Raw genomic sequence first — 20309 nt, 5'->3', positions numbered from 1 at the left:
AAAGGGCCTTTGGTGCTTATGTCAAAGGCCCGTTTTGTTGAAAATTATTTAGACTAGAATCTCACTCCAAATGTTAAAAAAACATTGTTTCGGTTGCTTTTTACATCTGCAACTGGCTCTGTGAAGTTATAAAGCTCATATGGAGATGAGTTAAAATTTGTTTTATAGTTTTGATAAGCAACATCAAAATAATAATTATCAATGCGGTAACCAATACCACCGGTATAGTATTGAGCCTGATAAAATGATTTATCACCACCTTTAATACCATTACCATTTAAACCATAACCCGCTCTTAAACTAATTTCCGGACTCACTTTAACCTCGGCACCCACTCTGTAATTCACAGCTTCTTTGTAAAAGTTTTTAACATCCTGATTATTCACATTTATGGTTCTTAAATCGGAACCGTTATCTGCTGAAAAGCGAATCGATGAGTAGTCAACATAATCTACGTCTGCAGAAATCAGGGCCATGCCACCGATAACATAACTTAAACCAGCTGAAGCTTTCAAAGGCGTACGAAGGTTGTAGGTAAAAGTATAATATTGAGGAGCGTTGTTAAAGCTATCCGGTCCGTTATTACTGTTACCACTTAAATTGGCCTGTAGCGTTTCAGCCGTATTATCCTGAATATTCATCCAGGTAGGGGTCTGGAAATTTAAACCAATTCTCAATTCATTAATCGGCCTGTAAATCATTCCTAATTTAAGGTTAAATCCGCCGCCTTTTGTTTCCTGGTTTCTGATTTGAGTCAGATTATAATTTTCATTTCCAGAAAAGCTTTTTTGGGTTTCATTATACCAGTTCGATATACCGGATTCTGTAAAAACAGCATCGCTGATGTATCTGACATTTACAAAACTAGCTGTGGCACCTAAGTATAATTTATTAGAAAAATTTAAAGCACCGGCTACATTAAATTCAGATGTGGAACCGGATCTGTTTTCGATCCAGTTTTGACTGAAGTTATTGTTGCCGAAAGGAGCTGCAGAATAGCTATTCGTAAAGCCTGGTGCACCAAAGTTAATTAAGCTACTTCTGTAGGCATCACCGGCAATCGTTCCGTCAGTACCAAAATCATTCGCCTGATCAACATAAGCATTTCTGATAGAGTTATTATTGTTGATGCCGTTGTAATCAATATTATTTAAGAAATCATTATTACGTGAATAACTTACCCCAAAAACAGTGCTCACTAAGCCTTTATTTACATCTGAACCTTTTGCCTTTGCCGCCGGACTATAAAATACAACGCCTAAATTATTCAGGTTAATCTGACTTTTGTTTGATTTAATGTTATTCCCTAAAAAAGAACTGCTATTATCTACGGAATTAAATTCCGGCGTAATGCTAAATTCTGATTTTGTAAAAAGGCCTAATCCGGCAGGATTAGCACTGATGGAGCCAATGTCGCCACCTACGCCAATTTGAGCACCACCCATACCTTTAAAGCGGGCACTGCTACCATAATTTGTTTGCGAAAAACGAAATGCATCTGGTGCATAACTTTGGGCATACGATGTTCCTATAGTGGCTACTGTAGCCAATATCGTTACTAGGATGTATCTTTTCATTGATTTGTGTGTTGCTAATATTAACCTCTGCCTCCTCTTGATGGTCTTGAGCCACCGCCACCGCCGCCATAAGAACCGCCGCCGCTACTGCCACGGCTTGTTGGAGGGGGAGAATAAGTTGGCCTGCTTTCTGTTCTTTGAGGTTGAGGAGCATAATTTTCATTTCTGCCTGGTCTGCTGTAATTGGCATCCGGTCTTGAATAACCACCTTGTTGTCCGTTAGCCTGACTCCTGGTTGGCCTTCCGGCATTGTTATTAGGTGCATAACCTTGTCTGTAAGCACCATTTTGAGGAGCTACGCCTGATCTGTTGGGTCTGCCCATATTGCTACCACCATTGCTATTTCCATAACCTCTGCTGTTCATGGTATTTCCTGGTCTGGCCCTGTAACTGTTGTTGCCGGTGTAAATACCGCCACCGTAGAAACCACCGCCATAGCCCCAGCCTCCGCCGTACCAGCCACCGCCCCAACCGAAGCGATCATAATAAGAATATGGCCCCCAGTTATTCCAGCCAAAATTGTTCCAGCCAAAACCCATGTTACCATAGTAAAAAGGATTATTCCAGATGCTGCCATAACCAAGTCCTATACCAAAGCCACCGCCCCAGCCACCTAATCCATAACCACTACTCCAGCCTAAACCACCATAACCTAAATAATTGGTGGCGCCATAAGAATTACCATATGAAAAATTATCATAATACGGGTCATAATATCCTCTCCAGCTGGTACCATTAGAAAAGCGATTGATTCTGGAAGAGTAATCCATATCATAATACGGGTTACTGGTACCATAATATTCGTCATAACCATCCTGGTTCTGATTATCATTTTGGTTCTGGGCGTACTGTTGCTGTGGAATAATTTCCACCTCTCTTGCCTTTGCCACAGAATTATAAACATCATCATTCTGGCTGGTTGTAGCCAGTTTGGATGTAGTGCACGACGCCACCAGCCCTGCGGCGGCAATCATAACAATGGGTAAAAAATTGATTGGTTTCATTGTGCTTATATTTAGTTGTGTGTGTACAAATTTAAATAAAATTGACGCTACGGCCATTTAATTGCGCCATTTATTAAATCAGATTAATGTCTTATTATAAATGCCAGCGCTACATAATCGTTTTGTAGGCATAAATTTATAAATTTGTGATCTAATTTCACATTATTTAACACACAAATTACGTTCCAAATACATAACATGAGCAAAGAAATTACAAGCCGTTCAGCAGATTATTCACAGTGGTACAATGATATCGTATTAAAGGCCGACCTTGCTGAGCATTCAGCAGTTAGGGGTTGCATGGTTATAAAGCCTAATGGTTATGCCATATGGGAAAAAATGCAGGCCGTATTAGATAAAATGTTTAAAGATACCGGTCACAGTAATGCTTATTTTCCTTTATTCATACCTAAGTCATTTTTTTCAAAGGAAGCCTCTCATGTAGAGGGATTTGCCACTGAATGTGCAGTTGTGACACACTACCGTTTAAAGAATGATGGAAATGGTAATATTGTAGTTGATGAGACCGCAAAATTAGAAGAAGAATTGATTGTTCGCCCAACTTCTGAAACCATTATCTGGAATACCTATAAAGGATGGATACAGTCTTATCGTGATCTCCCTATTCTGATTAACCAGTGGGCCAATGTGGTGCGGTGGGAGATGAGAACCCGTTTATTTTTGCGTACTGCTGAGTTTTTATGGCAGGAAGGGCATACTGCTCATGCTACAGCGGAGGAGGCCATTGAGGAAACAGAACGCATGTTGCATATTTATGCAGATTTTGCTGAAAACTGGCTGGCTGTACCAGTTATTAGAGGTCGGAAATCGCCCAATGAAAGATTTGCGGGTGCTTTGGATACTTACTGTATAGAAGCCTTAATGCAGGATGGTAAAGCACTACAGGCCGGAACTTCTCACTTTTTGGGTCAGAATTTTGCAAAGGCATTTGATGTGAAATTTACAGGTAAAGATGGTAAGCTGGATCATGTGTGGGCAACTTCATGGGGTGTTTCCACTCGTTTGATGGGCGCACTGATTATGGCACATAGTGATGATTCAGGATTAATTATCCCGCCAAAACTGGCCCCGGTTCAGGTTGTGATCATTCCGATTTACAAGGGTGAAGAAGATCTTGCTAAAATTACAGCCTATGTGAATGAACTGACCATGCGATTGAAAGGCATGGGTGTTTCAGTAAAGTATGATGATCGAGATACCCAGCGTCCGGGCTTTAAATTTGCTGATTATGAATTAAAAGGGGTGCCGATTCGCATTGCTATTGGTGGCAGAGATCTGGAAAATAAAACAGTTGAAATTGCCAGAAGGGATACTAAGCTGAAACAAACGGTGCCACAGGAAGGTCTTGATATTTATATCATCAAATTACTGGAAGACATCCAAACTTGTATGTTCAATAAAGCATTGGAATATAGAGATGCACATATTACGGAAGCCAATTCTTACCAGGAATTAAAAGATTTATTGGATACAAAAGCAGGTTTTATTTCTGCCCACTGGGATGGCACACCTGAAACAGAGCAAAAAATTAAAGAAGAAACCAAAGCAACGATCCGTTGTATTCCATTGGATAACAAATTGGAAGACGGCATTTGTATTTATTCAGGCAAACCGTCTACCCAAAGAGTGTTGTTTGCAAGGGCATATTAATTGGTAATGACAGGGGATGAATTATAAAACTCAATTCTGGATTCCCTGTCTCAAATTTTAAAAAAAAATGAAATTCGGAACAAAAGCAATACATGCAGGTCAGGAACCTGATCCAACAACCGGCGCTGTGATGACGCCTATATATCAAACTTCAACCTACTGGCAGAAATCGCCTGGAGACAATAAAGGATATGAATATTCAAGAGGTACCAATCCAACACGAAAGGCCTTGGAAGATTGCCTTGCAGCTTTAGAAAATGCGAAGTATGGCCTTGCTTTTTCGAGTGGAATGGGTGCTACAGATGCCGTTTTGAAATTGCTTCAACCAGGTGATGAGGTAATTACCGGAAATGATTTATATGGTGGTTCATACCGGATCTTCACCAAAATTTTTACCAAATACGGGATTAAGTTTCATTTTCTGGATCTTTCCAAACCAGAGCATATGTTACCTTATATCAACGATAAAACAAAATTGGTATGGATTGAAACACCTACAAATCCAACCATGCAGATTATTGATATTGAAGGGGTGGCAAAAATTACAAAAGAGAAAAATCTGATCCTGACTGTTGATAATACCTTCGCTTCGCCATATTTACAAAACCCGATTGATTTAGGTGCCGATATTGTGATGCATTCCGTTACCAAATATATTGGAGGCCACTCTGATGTGGTTATGGGTGCTTTGGTAACCAGTGATGAGCAGCTTTACAAAGACCTTTGGTTTATCTACAATGCCTGCGGCGCAACACCAGGACCTCAGGATTCCTTTCTAGTTTTGCGTGGCATCAAAACTTTGCATTTGCGGATGAAAGCGCATTGTGAAAATGGTGAACGTATTGCTCATTTCCTGAAAAACCATCCAAAAGTAGATAAAATTTACTGGCCGGGCTTTGAAGATCATCCTAATCATGATGTGGCAAAAAAACAAATGCGTGGTTTTGGTGGAATGATTTCTATTACGCTTAAAGGAGCAGACCTACAGGAAACATTCAGGATCTCCTCTAATTTTAAGGTATTTACACTTGCTGAATCTTTGGGAGGCGTAGAGTCTTTAATTAATCACCCCGCTACCATGACGCACGGTTCAATCCCTAAGGAAGAACGTGAAAAAGTAGGGGTTACTGATAATTTACTTCGTTTAAGCGTTGGGGTGGAAGATATTGAGGATCTTTTAGAAGATCTTGAGAACGCCCTCGCATAGCTTATTTTTCGGGCAGATGTGATCATTTGCCCGATCTTTTTATATATCCGATTTCTGATTCACACGAATCTATCCTAAGCTGGCTTATCCTTTTTCATCTGCAACCTGCAAATTATATCATTTGATTAATTAATGAAGAAAGTCTGGATGGCTTTTCGTTATCCCATACAAATGCAATTTTTAGAACTAAAAAACTTTCTTGATCAAAAGGTTGAACAATATAATCAGATTGATTTTATTGCGAATGATCCGATTTGCATCCCACATAGCTTTAAAAAAAAGCAAGACATAGAAATAGCGGGTTTTTTTGCTGCAATTTTGGCCTGGGGTCAACGCAAGACCATTATAAATAAGTGTAAAGAACTGCTGCTTAGAATGGATAATGCACCTTATGATTTTATGGTGAATCATGAAGATGGCGATTTAAAACAACTGCTGGGTTTCAAGCATCGTACGTTTAATGATACGGATCTGCTTTATTTTATTTCTTTTTTTAAGCTACATTATCAAAATTATGATAGCCTGGAGCAGGCCTTTTTAATTCCACAAAACGATGCTGGTGGAATATTGGCTACTTCTGTACCCGGCGGCGAGCCCATCAGGCAGTCAACTATTGAAGATTCTTTGAACTATTTTAGGGCCTATTTCTTCTCACAGGAAGATTTTCCGCACCGAACCAAAAAGCATATATCTTCACCAAAACAAAAGTCTACCTGCAAGCGGTTAAATATGTTTTTACGCTGGATGGTCAGAAAAGACGATCATGGTGTCGATTTTGGAATCTGGAACACACTTCATTCTTCAGATTTGATTTGTCCCTGTGATGTGCATGTAGATCGGGTAGGGCGCTTACTAGGCCTAATTCACAGAAAGCAAAATGATTGGCAAACTGCTGTAGAATTGACAGCGCATCTGAAACAATTTGATCCTAATGATCCGGTTAAATATGATTATGCGTTATTCGGATTAGGAGTAGAGAAAATTTTATAAAATAAGTCAAATTTGAGAAATGTCAAGAAAAAATTCTTTTCTTTGGATTAATGTTTTACTGTTCGTGTGTACACGTAGTGAGGCATTTTTTAGCCCTTTACTTAGTTGTTTATAAATGATTGCTGTTAATTTATCTGATGAAGATAAATGGAAAAGATTTAATAATTCTTCTCCATTGATATCGATTTTCAAAAAATTCCATCCTTTGAATAAAGAAATTGAACAGCGCATCAATCAGTATACTTTTCCGGTAAGCTATAAAAAAAATAAATTTATCATGTCGCCTTTAGACCGAAATGAATATTTATTTCTAATCGTAAAGGGAATAGTCAGAGGTTTTGTTAAAGATGCCAATCTGGAAATTACAACCTGGATTTCAAAAGAAAATGAAATTGTAGGTACAATCAGTAATCTATGGGTAAATGCTGATTCAGAAGAATATTTACAGGCCCTGGAAGATGTTGATTTGATTGCTCTTCCGCATGAACTTACAGAATATCTTTTTGAACACTTCCCTGAGGCAAATATTGTAGGCAGGAAAATAATGGAGTTGTATTATCGCTCTGCTGAAGAGCGGGCCTATCTTTGCAGAATCTCATCTGCAGAAAAAAGATATAAGCGCTTTCTGATGTCTTTTCCCGATTTAATTCATCGCGTTTCACTTAAGCACATTGCATCTTTTCTGGCCATTCGTTTAGAAACTTTAAGCCGGATCAGGGCAAAAATCTAAATAAATAAGGTTAATGCCGTTTGTTGAAAATATGTTCTGACTATTACGATTAAACTTGAGTCAGATTATTATTCATCGTTAAATTCATATAGTTACAACTTATTGTGGATTACTATTTAATTTATGATGATGTGATGTTTCATTAACAATAGTTTTGATAATTAAGTTCCTCTCTTCCCATCTTTATTTATCGTACCGGCTCCTGATTTTTTGAGGTTTTCATTGCTATAATTGTAAAAAAGGTGAATGTTTTCGTAATACTTAATTAAAATCAGCTAAAATTCAAATTTTTGAACGTATTTAGCGAAATTAATCGATTTAGTGCAGAGAAAATTCTTGGTATAACGTTTTACTAAAAATAAGTAAGATTTTCATAGCTTGCACGTTATTAAACGGATTGAAGATGCAAATAAATTTTTTTTCGTAAAAAAATGTAAAAACAAGCAAAATTGTATAATAATGTTTACATTTGAGCCATCAATAAAATAGTCTTTTTTTGAAAGGAACGGACTACGGAATATGGTAAAATTGATAATTTTGAGAATAATTACAACTTTATAAACACACAATGAAACCAAAAAATACGGGAAGTACTTTCACTGTACTTATTGCTGATGATCATGAGATTGTTCGCAGAGGGTTAAAAAATTTAATATCTGATTTCTGGTCAGGGGTTGAAATTATCCATGCCAGTACAATGGAAGAGGCATTAGTTGAAGCTCAGAAAGCGCCTAATTTAATTATTATTGATGTTAACCTTCCAGGTGGGAATAACTTAAAGGTAATTGACCAGATTAAATCTGTTCAGGCTACAGCTAAAATCTTGGTTTTCTCTTCACTGAATGAAAATATTTATGCTGTTCCATATTTAAAGTCTGGTGCTTCAGGTTATTTGACTAAGAATGCAGAAGAATCTGAAATTGTAACGGCTATTACCACGATTTTAGCAGGAAGCCGTTATTCGAGCAGAAATGTTAAAGAAAACATGTTCAACAGCATTTTAGGAAACGATGCCGATAATCCATTTACTAAACTGTCTGGTAGAGAATTAGAAGTGGCAGAACTTTTGACCAAAGGAATAGGCGTTTTAGATATTTCTAATCAGCTGAATTTACAAATGGGAACTGTTAGTACTTATAAATTAAGATTGTTCCAGAAGCTGAAAATCAAAAGTATTATTGAACTCGCTGAGAAAATGAGTATTTACGAAAAATAGAAAGAGTTTAACTCTTTCTATTTTTTATGGGTTTGTTTTTTAGCCGTACCTGTTCCATTTTCATCTGCTGATTCATTTGGGGTATCCCCTGATTGTCCGTATTTTTCAGATGCGCCTTTACCATTCTGATCAAATGTGGCTTTCTCTTTTGATGTGCCTTGTGTTTTATCGCTGGTATTATCTTTTGTGCTCATATTATTAATATTTATATAATTATTAGGATAACATATTAAAAGATGTAATAGTTTTATATTAATGTTGGAATATTAATATCAATATTTATTATCCGAAGTTTTTTATGCATACTTTTGTCAACTTTAATTGCATATGTTGCCATAACTATATGTTTTCTCGTTGAGAATAAATATTTTTGTTTATACCAATCAAACTTTTAGTTATTTTATGTCAACTCAAATTGATAATCCGCCATCAAGGGTATGCCCAGTGTGCCCTTCTTGTAAAAATCCGGAAACATCCAGGGTGCCAAGAGGATTTATTTTTAAGGTACTAATGCCATTTGTTCAGGTAAGGCATTTTAAGTGCTACAGATGTTTTAAGAAATTTTATGTTTTTTCACGTTAACTGAATATGTTTTATTCAGTAATTGGTTTAGAATTACATGTTATGAACAGTGTCTAAAAATACGATCTTATCATCTGAAATGACATTAATTTGTGTTCGCCTGATCTTTTATTCTTATAAACGATTTATTTAAGGTTATATCTTTATAATCTTATAGCAAGTCGTATATCTTTTTTTAGCTGTTCCTATCAAGTAAATGTCGTCTCCTATAGGACTTTAATTCTGATACTAACTGAATCAGATATTTAACCTGTTTGCTCCAGCCAGATATATTGTTAATTCACGCTGTTTTTAAGTTGTACTTCCTATATCTCAAAAAAAACGTTTGATAATTATCAAAGTCTTTGATTTTATGTATAATTAATAATGCAAAAATACAGGCATTAATTTTTTAATTGAGATTCTTTCCGGATATTTGCAGCCTTATTTTAAATAAGGAGATGTAAGTTTCATAATGAACTTAAAGCATCTTCTTTATAAGATAGATAGGTATTAACTGTGCCTTAAAACCAAAAAACTACTGCAACATCTTATTGCTGCAATTTAATATTCTATTCCTGTATGATTAAAGTTTTATTTCATTTACGTATTTACCTACGTAATGATTTTGCACCTATTGTGTATGAAACAAATAGGTTTATAAATTGTTTTATAAAATTTATTTTTATTTTTTTTCTGTTCTCTGCATACGCTGTTGATGCATTTTCGCAGTTTACCATTACAGAGAATTTTAGGGGATCTGGTTCTCCGCAAATCATTATAGGTGGTCCTGGCGGAGCAGATGGTACGGCAATTTTAACTTCAGGAGTAGCTGATCCGCTTGGTGCCGGATGGTTGCGTTTAACCAATTCAACTGTTAATCAGCGTGGCTATGCCTATGTAGACAAATCTTTTCCCTCAACATTAGGTGTATTGATCGACTTTGAATACAAGATGTGGCGCAATGCGGCAAACAGTGAAAATAATTATAATGGAGGTGATGGTATTGCTGTATTCTTATTTGATGCCAGTCAGCCTTTCAGGTTAGGTGGCTTTGGAGGGTCTTTAGGTTATGCTCCCAATATTCAATCAACCCCTCCGGTTCTTGATGGCTTAGCCGGCGGCTATATTAGTGTAGGTTTGGATGCGTTTGGTAATTATGGAAATGCCATCGAGGGTAGAAATGGTGGTTTTGGTACGAGCGAAACAGCTAATACCGTTGTTGTAAGGGGCATTACCACGTCAAACAGAACTGAGCAGACTGTTGACGGCATATTACCAACCAATAGATTTTTAACCGGGGTACGTTTAGGAAATAGAAATGGTAATATTGGTGATATCAGACTAAGAAATGAAATTGATTATAATATAGGTACAGGACCAGGAAATTCATTTTCAGATACCAGGCCCACCGACGAACAATTTTTTAGGAGAGTACAAATTGAAATCAAGCCGGAATCAGGGCAATACCGGGTAATTGTGAGAATGGAAAAATCTGCTGAAGGTCCATTTGTAGAATTGATCAATTATTTATCTCCTGACGTGCCGCCGGCAACGCTGAAAATGGGTTTTGCAGCATCAAGCGGTGGCGCTTTCAACTATCATGAGATCCGCAATTTACTGGTGACTACACCTGGTAACATCAGGGTTGTGAAACGTGCAAACCGTGACATTCTTCAGGCGGGCACAAATAACGAGGTAACCTACACGCTAGATGTCATCAATGATACCAATGCCGCATTGACTAATGTGCAATTCAATGATCAGCTGACTGATGCCAAGGGTAATGCGCTTTCCAACGGGGCATTCACCATTAACAGCATTATTCCTACCGGATTTACAAGTGCTAATTTTACACCTGCCAGCCCAAATACAACTGGCCGGATTGCCGGTAGTTTTGATATTGCCGCAAACGCGTCTGCTAAAATTGTTGTCTCGGGATCGCTGAATACAATACCAACCGGTAATGTGCTTAATAACACCGTTAATATTACTACTACGGATATTCAGGATCAGGATATAAATAATAATACATCAGTGGCCAGTATTCCTGTTCAGGCAACAGGAACAGATGCTTTCATCGATAAAACAGCTGATCGTTATTGTCTGAATACTTCTGGTAATACGACGACGACTTTTACCATGCGGGCTGGTAACGTTGGCAACAGGCCGATGGAAAATCTTTCCAATACTGCAATTGGTAACCATTTGGTCATTACGAAAACTATACCTTCAGGATATACCTTTACTGCAGGTTCAAGTACCGGCTGGGATATTTCACAATCAGGATCTACAGTAACCTATATCAGTAATCAGCCGATAGACGTTCAAGGGGGCAGGTATTATAATTTCCCTATCACTTACAGTCTCACAGGCTCAGGAAATTATAATGATGAAGCCAAAATTGCCTATAGTAACTATAACACGGCAAGTGCTTCAAGTGATATCGAACCGCCTGAAAATACCTCAAATAATACGAGTATCACAAGGCTTTCCACACCGGTAAATCCTGTAATAGTTAAAAGTTCAGTAACGTATTGCCAGGGTACAACTGCGTCGTCATTAGTTTCTTCTGTTTCTACCCCGCCTTCGGGTGATACTTTATTGTGGTATACAAGTATAAACGGAACTTCGAGTGTCAATGCTCCAATTCCCGGAACGTCAGCAGTAGGCAATACAACTTATTATGTGAGCCAAACCAATGGAAGCTGTGAAAGTGATAAAATTCCGATCGTAGTTACGATAACTCCTGCATTAACAGCTGGAACGATTTCAGGAGATCAGACATTTTGTACAACAGGTGATCCTGTGGCTTTCACACAGTCTGCTCCATCAGGAGGATCAGGTAGCTATAGTTACCAATGGCAGTCCTCTACCACAAGTTCAACAGCGAACTTTACAGATATATCAGGCGCTAATTCGGCTGTTTATGATGCACCAGTTATAGGTCAAACTACATATTTCAGAAGGATGGACAGTGCTACAGGGGGGGGATGCGATCCGGTACCAACAAATGTCTTAACCGTTACCATACAATCTACATTAAGCAATAATATCATCACAGCACCTGTCATCACGGCTTTCTGTGAAAGTGGCGATCCGGGAAATATTACCGGTACTGTGCCTGTTGATGGTTCAGGCAGCTACAATTATCAATGGCAGTCTAGTTTGGATAATTTAAATTTCACCGACATCAGCGGAGCGACTCAGCTATCTTACGACCCTGGCGTGCTCACTTCAACTACCTATTTCAGGAGGCAGGTCACTTCTGGAAGTTGCGCCATCCCAACAGTAAGCGGAGTTGTTCAGATCACAGTTAATCCTTTGCCAACTATTTACAATGTAACAGGCGGAGGTATTTATTGTGCAGGCACGGCAGGTGTAGAGGTCGGTTTATCCAACTCACAAACGGGTGTAAGTTATCAACTGCAAATGGCCGGTATCAATACGGGAAATCCAGTTTTGGGAAATGGTTCTGCTATTTCGTTCGGTAATCAAACCGGGGCCGGTACTTATACCATAACAGCCACCAGTTCTACTACGCCAGTTTGTATACAGACCATGAATGGCAGTGCGACAATTAACATTACCAATAAGCCATCGGCCAATACCTATGCGGTAACTACCAATGAAGATGTCATGTTAACTGGGAATGCAACCACAACAGACCCGGATGGCGATCATTTAATTTATACGAAGGCTTCAGATCCGGCACATGGAACCGTTACGATTTCTGAGACAGGTACATATAGTTATGCGCCCGGATTGAATTATAATGGCACTGATTTCTTTACCGTTTTGGTGAACGATAATGTATGCGGAACTTCATTGGTAACTGTTAATATCACAGTTGTTCCTGTAAACGATGCACCTGCATTTATCAAAGGCAGCAATCAGCTGGTTAATGCAAATTCAGGTTTGCAAACTGTAACCGGATGGGCGTCAGGAATCAGTACCGGTCCGGTGAACGAATCGGCTCAAGTTGTTGATTTTATTACCAGTAATGATAACAATGATTTATTTAGTGTTCAACCAGCTGTATCTTCTAACGGAAATCTAACCTTTACACCTTCGGGTAACTTTGCCGGCAGAGCGACTGTATTAGTAGCCATTCATGATAATGGCGGTACTGAAAACGGTGGCGTTGATCAGAGTCGGATACAAACCTTTGTTATTGAAGTTAAACCTGTTGGTACTGCTGATGAGATCACCACCCTGACAAATACACCAGTTATTACTACCGTAAAAGGGAATGACGGTGCAACAGCGACCAATAGTACAGTTTCCGCTACCAATGGTACCCACGGTTCAACAACTGTTGATGTTTTAGGAAAAGTAACCTATACCCCGAACAGTGGCTATACCGGAACCGATACTTATACTTATACGCTCACTACAGCTGATGGTGTGATGAGTGACCCTATTTTAGTTAAGGTGGTTATTTATCCCACAGTGGTATTATCAGGCCCTGCCTCGGTAAATGAGAACGCAGAAACTGTTAATTATACGGTCACCCTTTCCGGAACAGCGGGTACCGTTCTGGCATCGCCGGTTTCGGTTGTTACCGCAATTATTAATGGTACAACAAGTTCCAATGATTATAATTTCAGCCCGCAAACACTTACATTTCCTGCAGGTACGGTATTAGGGCAGCCAGGCAGTACCATTACTTTTCCGGTGATCATTAATGATGATGGTATCAATGAAGATGATGAAAATTATACCATCACCATTCAGAACCTAAATGGTCCGGCATCTCTTGGAAATGCGGCTGTACAGACTACTATTCTTGATAACCGCCCACTTATAGCCACTATAAAGGCAGGAAATGATGGTAATGAAAATGGTACTATCAATGGAACGTTTATCATTACATTGAGCAAGCCATCTGCTACCAATACTGTAATCAGTTATACTTTAAGCGGCACAGCGAGAGAAGGAGAAGACTATACTCCAGTGGTAAAAACAGTGACAATCCCGGCAGGTGCAACTTCAGCAGTGATTCAAATTCCGGTGCTTGGCGATGGTCTAATCGAAGGAAACGAAACTGTAATGGCTACGTTGACTACCTCAACCAATCCATCGCTGGTGATCCTTCGCGTACCTGCAACCATCATGATCATCGACGGAACAACCGGAACGGTTACCGTAGCCGGAACGAAAGATGGTGCAGAACCATCAACTCCGGGGCAATTTACCTTTACGCTTAGTCAGGTTTCTACAACTGATACCAAAATAGATTTTGTTGTATCAGGAACAGCAACTGCAGGATCAGATTATACTTCGCTAGGTTCTTCAATTGTCATCCCGGCAGGTGCAACATCAGTGACCTTAAACGTGCCTGTGCTGGACGATAACCTCAATGAAGGAAATGAGACCGTCGTTTTAACGATGGTTGGCGTTACTGATAATCCACGCATTACCGCAATAACAACACCTGCGGTAGTCAATATCAGAGACAACCGGGCTCCTGTTGCGAGTGCTCCTGGAATTACCACGACTCAAAATACACCGTTTAATGGAGTTATTACGGCATCTGATCCAGATGGCGACGTAATAACATTCAACACTTCAGTAACACCAGCTCACGGAACGGTGACCCTTAACGGAAACTCCTATGTGTATACACCGGCAACAGGATATACCGGCACAGATTCATTCACCGTTACAGTAAGTGATGGTAAAGGTGGAGTAGCTACCGTAACCATTCCGGTAACAGTAACCCCAATAAATATACCTGCCATTAGTTCTATTGCATTAATTAAAACAGCTGCATTGAACGGTAATCAAATCACTTATACATTTCTGATCAAAAACACAGGAACAGTAACTTTAAACAGTGTAACCTTAACAGATTCCAGGCTTGGGATTAATAATAAGGCAATTGCTGTTGCAGGCGGTTTGCTTCCTGGAGCAACGGTAACTGATGCAGCTGTTTATACGATTACACAAACAGATAAAGATCTGGGTGCAGTAACCAATACCGCAACCGCAAATGCAAAAACAGCTGACAATGTTAATGTGAGTGATATTTCAGGTACACAGGAAAACAATGATGCCCCTACGGTTACCAGTTTTCCTAAATCTCCAAAAGCAGTTGATGATGCCGCGGTGGTGACGGCAAATGCACCGGTAACCATCAATATTATGTTAAATGACGATGCCGGAAGTTCGACTTTTGTAAAATCAAGCATAGAAATTGTAAGTCAGCCTAGAAATGGCCGCATAGTGATAAATGCAGATGGTACAGTAACCTTTACGCCAAATACAGGCTTTACCGGTAGTGATACCTTTACCTATAGGCTAAAAGATGCCAATGGATACTATACCAATATTGCATCAGTAGTAATTACGGCCAGTTTTACAGAAATTACAATTCCAAACCTGTTCACGCCAAATGGTGATGGTGTTAATGATGCATTTGAAATTATTGGCTTAAGTCAATATCAGTCAAATGAACTGCAAATCATTAACCGTTGGGGAAATGAAGTCTTCCATACGAAAGGATATCAAAACAACTGGACCGGTGAGGGCTTAAATGAAGGTACTTACTATTACTTGTTGCGTGTTAAAAAAACCGGAAGTAATGAAGTGGAAGTATTTAAGGGGTACACTACATTAATCAGGGCATTTAAAAATTAGAAAATGACTTTTAAGAAGTTATCCCGTTAAAAGGTGGACTTCTGTTAAGGATATTAAAATGATGAAAAAAATATTATTGTTAATCGGTTGTTGCGTTTTATTTCTCTCGCAGCATTCGGTGGCGCAGCAGGATGCGCAGTTTAGCCAGTACATGTTTAACGGGATTTATATCAATCCGGCTTATGCTGGTTATAAAGAAGTACTGAATGTACATAGCTTTTACAGAAGTCAGTGGACAGGTATTTCCGGGGCACCGCGCACCATGTCATTAGCCGTAGATGCCACGGCAAACAGCCAGAATGTGGGACTTGCACTCCAGGTCTCAAGCGACAAATTAGGTGCACAAACGAATCTGAGTATTTATGGGAATTATGCTTACCGGATACGGATGAATGATGACGGGAGTTCAAGACTTGCTTTAGGATTAGGTGTAGGTATGATACAATTGGGTATTGACGGATCGATGCTCAACCCAAATCATACAGAGGTTTTTCAACCCGTTGGAGTGCAGCGTACAATCGTCCCTGATGCACGCGCAGGTGTTTATTTTGCTAATGATCGCTATTATGCTGGTTTATCGGTTGATAACCTGATTGCTACTTACATCAATGTTGATCGCTATGCTTTTATTTCCCAACCAAAACCCCATTACTATTTAACCGCGGGCGCATTATTTCCACTGTCTGAAGATTTTCAGATCAAGCCATCGTTTTTGCTTAAAGACGACCGGGGAGGGCCCACCAGTTTAGATCTAAATGCATTTTTAATGATTAAGGAGGTTTTGTGGGTAGGTGGTTCTTACCGTACCGGATTAAAAATTTACGACAAAAGTTACCTTCAAAAAGATCTTAGTCAGCGAAATTCAGCAGTTGCATCCATTCAGATTTTTCCTTCAGAAAAGCTGCGGATTGGCTATGGCTATGATTTTTCCATTGGTGCATTACAAGGCTACAGCGGAGGCACGCATGAAATATCAATTGCTTATTCCTTTATTAAGCCAAACATCAGGTTGGCTACACCGAGGGTATTTTAATTAAATCGACTATTAAAGGAATTTTTAGCTATTATAATGAATAAAAAACTACAAAAAATATATTTTACCGTTTGTTGCGTGTTGGCTTTATCAGGGTCAGTAAATGCCCAGTATATATTAAAATCTGCAGATCACCAGTTTGAGTTGTTTAATTATGCGAAGGCTATTGATTTATATGAACAAGCTTTTAGAAAAAAGGAAAATTTACATACGGCAGAGCGTTTGGCCATGGCATATGCCTTTATCAATAATTATAAACAGGCCGAAAGCTGGTATGCCATAGCTGCAAAAATGCCGGGGAGCAAGCCTGAAAATCTACTGGGTTATGCCAAGGCACTTCAAAGCAATTCAAAATATAACGCAGCTAAAGTTCAGTATACATCATATATTAAGCTCGGTCAGAACATTTCCAAAGAAGATGCAAACGTTTGGCTGGCTTCCTGCGATTCGGCTTCAAAATGGATGAAGAATCCCCGGCAAGTTGAAATAATTAATCAGAAAGAACTGAACAGTCCGCAGTCTGACTGGGGATCTGTTGGATATAATGGTGCCATTGTGCTTACGTCAGACCGAACTGCAGTTACTCCCGGTTTGGTATCAGAATCGCCCTTTTTAAGATTTGATGGTGCAAGAATGCCTGATCAAAAGATCTATGGCTGGACAGGTAATGGTTACCTGAAATTGTATATCAAAACTTCTTCTACAGACAGTTTAAAAATGTTTCCTCTGCAAACCGGTGCCCGTTATCATGTGGGCTCAGCCACTTTTACTGCTGATGGAAATACGATGTACTTCACGATGACAAAGATTCCCGAATCCTTAAAGAAGATAAAAAATAAACCCAGTACTGTAAATGTGTCTATTTATAGCAGCGTGAAGGATGCCAGTGGGAATTGGGGAGCACCGGTGGCTTTTGTGCATAATGCGATCAACGAATATTCTGTTGGTGATCCTTTTATTTCTGGTGATGGCAGGAGTCTGTATTTCTCTTCAAACAAACCCGGTGGGAAAGGTGGGACAGACATTTATGTTTGCTTGAAAAATGATACAGGTAAGTGGGGCAGTCCGGTCAATCTGGAGCAAATCAATACAGCAGGCAATGAACGTAGCCCCTTTGCTGTAGCTGGGAATAATTTGTATTTCGCAAGTGATGGCCATGTTGGAATGGGCAGTCTTGATGTTTTTCACGCATTAAAGAATACTGCAGGCGCCTGGCAGGTTGAAAATCTGGGTTATCCTTTCAACTCGCCTCAGGATGATTTTGCCTTTAGTTTAAATCAGAAAAGCGGCGTGGCACATCTGTCGTCAAACCGTTCGAATGGGATGGGTAGCGACGATATTTATCTGCTTGATCTGAAGTCTGTCCGTGCTGTTGAACTGACTGGAAAAATTTATGATCGTAAAAGCAAACAACCTGTTGCCGGTGCATTGGTTACCTTGACAAGAATTAACGGAGGAAGTTCAAAAGTAGAAACTGATAATCAGGGGGAATATAAATTTAGTTTATCAGCCGGATCAGCTTACACAGTGTCGGCAGAGGCGAGTCATTTTCGTACTGATGCCGTAAACCTTGACATAGTCTCTGTCGATAAGGTATCGGCGATCGTTCAGGATCTGCACCTGGAGCCGATAGAATTAGAAAAGGAAATCAGGTTAGAAAACATTTACTATGACTTTGAAAAATGGAATGTCCGTCCTGATGCGGCAATTGAACTGGATGCACTTGTCAAAATTATGAAAGACAATCCAACCATCTGGATCGAGATCGAATCGCATACTGATAGCCGCGGTCATGATGCCTTTAACTTAAGGTTATCGCAAAAGCGTGCTGAATCTGTAGTGGAGTATATCATTTCAAGGGGCATAGATAAAAACCGGATTGAAGCAAAAGGCTACGGAGAAACAAGGTTAATCAATTCATGTGCTAATGGGATGGCTTGCAGCGAGGAAGAACATCAATTGAACAGGCGTACAGAATTCAAAATTGTTAAACAATAAGAGGTACACTCAGGTTACCATAATAGTAAATTAATTTTTTTAAATGCGCTGGCAGAAATGTCAGCGCATTTTTTTGTGTTTTAAATTAAAATTTGAAATGCGCTAACGCTGCTTAGCTACAGGTAACCTGTTGGATGTGTGATTTCACTGCGGCTAATATTCTCAAATAATTTAAACTAAAAATGTTAGTATTTTGTTGGTAATTAAACTTGCAAAGAAAGTATTTAAGCTAAATTTATTAGTATTTTTGTTTAGAGGTAAATACGAAAATAATTTAAACGGCTAGGAGAATGACGGACAAGGACAAGCAAATTATTCACATGGACCAGGATGCTTTTTTTGTGTCAGTAGAGTTGAAGAAGAATCCTAAACTCATTGGTAAACCTGTTATCGTAGGCGGAAATTCTGATCGGGGGGTGGTTACTTCCTGCAGTTATGAAGCCCGGAAATTTGGTGTGCATGCAGCTATGCCTGGCCGGATGGCAAAGCAACTTTGTCCACAGGCTGTTTTTTTAAGAGGAAATATGGATGATTATTCAAAAGCCTCACATGAGATTACGGAAATCATTTCCGAACGTGTTCCATTGTTTGAAAAAGCGAGTATTGATGAGCATTATATCGATATGACGGGGATGGATAAGTTTTTTGGCTGTATGAAATTTGCTTCCGAACTCCGGCAAACCATTATCAGGGAAACCGGTTTACCCATTTCTTTTGGTTTATCGGTTAATAAAACGGTTTCTAAGATTGTGACCAATGAGTGTAAGCCGGATGGCGAAATGGAAATCCCCTTTCCCGGGGTTCGCCCATTCCTAAACCCGCTGGCCATTTATAAAATACCTGGAATAGGTGATGCCACGCATAAAAAACTGAGTGAAATGGGGGTGCGTAAAGTGCAGACTTTAGCTGAAATTCCTCAGGAACTGATGTTTAAAATTTTAGGTCAGCATGGCCTGGGCATCTGGCAAAAAGCCAATGGAATTGACTTTTCTCCTGTTGTTCCTTATCGCGAAAGGAAATCCATCGGTACCCAAACTACTTTCGAAAACGATAGCATGGATATCTCAAAAATGAAGGCCATACTGAGTGGGATGGTTAGCAATTTAACTTATGAACTCCGCAGTCAGCAAAAATTAACTGCCTGCATTACCGTTACCATCCGTTACGCCAATTTTGAAACTGTAACCCAGCAGGCCAGGATTCCATACACTGCACTTGATTCTTTTTTAATTAGCAAGGCGCATGATTTGTTTAAGAAACTGTATTCCAAAAGGATGTTATTGCGCTTAATCGGGGTTAAACTTTCTCATCTTGTAAGTGGATTTGAACAAATTGGCCTGTACCATACCTCAGAAGAAGAGTACGACCTGTATCAGGCAATGGATAAGGTCAGAAATCATTATGGCATTGAATCAGTAGTTAAGGCCTGTATTGTCAAGCGACCCGAACGGGACGAATATGGAAAGGTGATCAAATATAATCCCCGAAAAAAGCACCTGGAAAAACAATCAGAGGAAGAAAGTGAACCCGTTGAAGCGCGTAAAAAATCAAGAATCAGAACTTTTATCAATTCCGATTTGGGTACAGCTACAAAGTTGGATGGATAGTGGTATTTGCAAAAATAGAGGTAGAAATGGGAATAGAGGGATAGGATTAAGGAAATGTCACTAGGAAATAGCG

General features: G+C 39.2%; 12 protein-coding genes. 9 read left to right on the top strand and 3 right to left on the bottom strand.

Annotated features, from left to right (window positions below):
* Positions 1 to 53 precede the first annotated feature (53 nt).
* Together CBW18_RS19280 and CBW18_RS19275 are read right to left on the bottom strand one after the other, a co-directional pair.
* Positions 54 to 1577, bottom strand: a complete 1524-nt coding sequence (locus tag CBW18_RS19280; protein ID WP_088302999.1) for an OmpP1/FadL family transporter — start codon at positions 1575 to 1577, stop codon at positions 54 to 56.
* A 20-nt stretch (positions 1578 to 1597) separates the two neighbouring features.
* Positions 1598 to 2581, bottom strand: a complete 984-nt coding sequence (locus tag CBW18_RS19275) for a hypothetical protein (RefSeq protein WP_088302998.1) — start codon at positions 2579 to 2581, stop codon at positions 1598 to 1600.
* Between the two features lie 198 nt (positions 2582 to 2779).
* Between CBW18_RS19275 and proS the strand changes: the two genes are divergently transcribed.
* The 5 genes from proS (at position 2780) to CBW18_RS19250 (ending at position 8395) form a co-directional block, all read left to right on the top strand.
* A complete protein-coding gene (gene proS / locus CBW18_RS19270) occupies positions 2780 to 4252 on the top strand; it encodes a proline--tRNA ligase (protein ID WP_088302997.1) in 1473 nt (490 codons plus the stop codon).
* A 67-nt stretch (positions 4253 to 4319) separates the two neighbouring features.
* Positions 4320 to 5459, top strand: a complete 1140-nt coding sequence (locus CBW18_RS19265) for a cystathionine gamma-synthase (protein WP_088302996.1) — start codon at positions 4320 to 4322, stop codon at positions 5457 to 5459.
* Between the two features lie 171 nt (positions 5460 to 5630).
* Complete coding sequence (locus tag CBW18_RS19260) at positions 5631 to 6449, top strand: TIGR02757 family protein (protein ID WP_088303030.1); 819 nt, start codon at positions 5631 to 5633, stop codon at positions 6447 to 6449.
* A 205-nt stretch (positions 6450 to 6654) separates the two neighbouring features.
* Positions 6655 to 7179 (top strand): Crp/Fnr family transcriptional regulator, encoded by a 525-nt coding sequence (locus tag CBW18_RS19255; protein WP_253249089.1) that lies wholly within the window; start codon positions 6655 to 6657, stop codon positions 7177 to 7179.
* A gap of 568 nt (positions 7180 to 7747) precedes the next feature.
* A complete protein-coding gene (locus CBW18_RS19250; protein ID WP_088302994.1) occupies positions 7748 to 8395 on the top strand; it encodes a response regulator transcription factor in 648 nt (215 codons plus the stop codon).
* 17 nt (positions 8396 to 8412) lie between these two features.
* On the opposite strand, the gene CBW18_RS21480 is transcribed toward CBW18_RS19250, so the two are convergent.
* Complete coding sequence (locus tag CBW18_RS21480) at positions 8413 to 8589, bottom strand: hypothetical protein (RefSeq protein ID WP_172406585.1); 177 nt, start codon at positions 8587 to 8589, stop codon at positions 8413 to 8415.
* A 949-nt stretch (positions 8590 to 9538) separates the two neighbouring features.
* On the opposite strand from CBW18_RS21480, the gene CBW18_RS19245 reads away from it, so the two are divergent.
* The 4 genes from CBW18_RS19245 to dinB all read left to right on the top strand — a co-directional run bounded on the left by CBW18_RS19245 (position 9539) and on the right by dinB (position 20236).
* Positions 9539 to 15598 carry an Ig-like domain-containing protein gene (locus CBW18_RS19245; RefSeq protein WP_088302993.1) on the top strand — a complete coding sequence of 2020 codons (6060 nt, stop codon included), beginning with the start codon at positions 9539 to 9541 and terminating at the stop codon, positions 15596 to 15598.
* Positions 15599 to 15656: 58 nt separating this feature from the next.
* Positions 15657 to 16631: a type IX secretion system membrane protein PorP/SprF gene (locus CBW18_RS19240; RefSeq protein WP_253249088.1), complete on the top strand. Its 975-nt coding sequence runs from the start codon at positions 15657 to 15659 to the stop codon at positions 16629 to 16631.
* Positions 16632 to 16667: 36 nt separating this feature from the next.
* Positions 16668 to 18629: an OmpA family protein gene (locus CBW18_RS19235; RefSeq protein WP_088302991.1), complete on the top strand. Its 1962-nt coding sequence runs from the start codon at positions 16668 to 16670 to the stop codon at positions 18627 to 18629.
* A gap of 290 nt (positions 18630 to 18919) precedes the next feature.
* Positions 18920 to 20236 carry a DNA polymerase IV gene (gene dinB, locus CBW18_RS19230; protein WP_088302990.1) on the top strand — a complete coding sequence of 439 codons (1317 nt, stop codon included), beginning with the start codon at positions 18920 to 18922 and terminating at the stop codon, positions 20234 to 20236.
* Positions 20237 to 20309: the final 73 nt, after the last annotated feature.

Source organism: Pedobacter sp. AJM (assembly GCF_002197755.1).
Classification (GTDB): domain Bacteria; phylum Bacteroidota; class Bacteroidia; order Sphingobacteriales; family Sphingobacteriaceae; genus Pedobacter.
This window is presented reverse-complemented; position numbering and strand designations above follow the sequence as displayed.

What these genes read in the sequence shown, in the direction of transcription:
- CBW18_RS19280 (WP_088302999.1), bottom strand. Translation starts at nt 1,577, where the DNA reads ATGAAAAGATACATCCTAGTAACGATATTGGCTACAGTAGCCACTATA.
- CBW18_RS19275 (WP_088302998.1), bottom strand. Translation starts at nt 2,581, where the DNA reads ATGAAACCAATCAATTTTTTACCCATTGTTATGATTGCCGCCGCAGGG.
- proS (WP_088302997.1), top strand. Translation starts at nt 2,780, where the DNA reads ATGAGCAAAGAAATTACAAGCCGTTCAGCAGATTATTCACAGTGGTAC.
- CBW18_RS19265 (WP_088302996.1), top strand. Translation starts at nt 4,320, where the DNA reads ATGAAATTCGGAACAAAAGCAATACATGCAGGTCAGGAACCTGATCCA.
- CBW18_RS19260 (WP_088303030.1), top strand. Translation starts at nt 5,631, where the DNA reads ATGCAATTTTTAGAACTAAAAAACTTTCTTGATCAAAAGGTTGAACAA.
- CBW18_RS19250 (WP_088302994.1), top strand. Translation starts at nt 7,748, where the DNA reads ATGAAACCAAAAAATACGGGAAGTACTTTCACTGTACTTATTGCTGAT.
- CBW18_RS21480 (WP_172406585.1), bottom strand. Translation starts at nt 8,589, where the DNA reads ATGAGCACAAAAGATAATACCAGCGATAAAACACAAGGCACATCAAAA.
- CBW18_RS19245 (WP_088302993.1), top strand. Translation starts at nt 9,539, where the DNA reads ATGATTAAAGTTTTATTTCATTTACGTATTTACCTACGTAATGATTTT.
- CBW18_RS19240 (WP_253249088.1), top strand. Translation starts at nt 15,657, where the DNA reads ATGATGAAAAAAATATTATTGTTAATCGGTTGTTGCGTTTTATTTCTC.
- CBW18_RS19235 (WP_088302991.1), top strand. Translation starts at nt 16,668, where the DNA reads ATGAATAAAAAACTACAAAAAATATATTTTACCGTTTGTTGCGTGTTG.
- dinB (WP_088302990.1), top strand. Translation starts at nt 18,920, where the DNA reads ATGACGGACAAGGACAAGCAAATTATTCACATGGACCAGGATGCTTTT.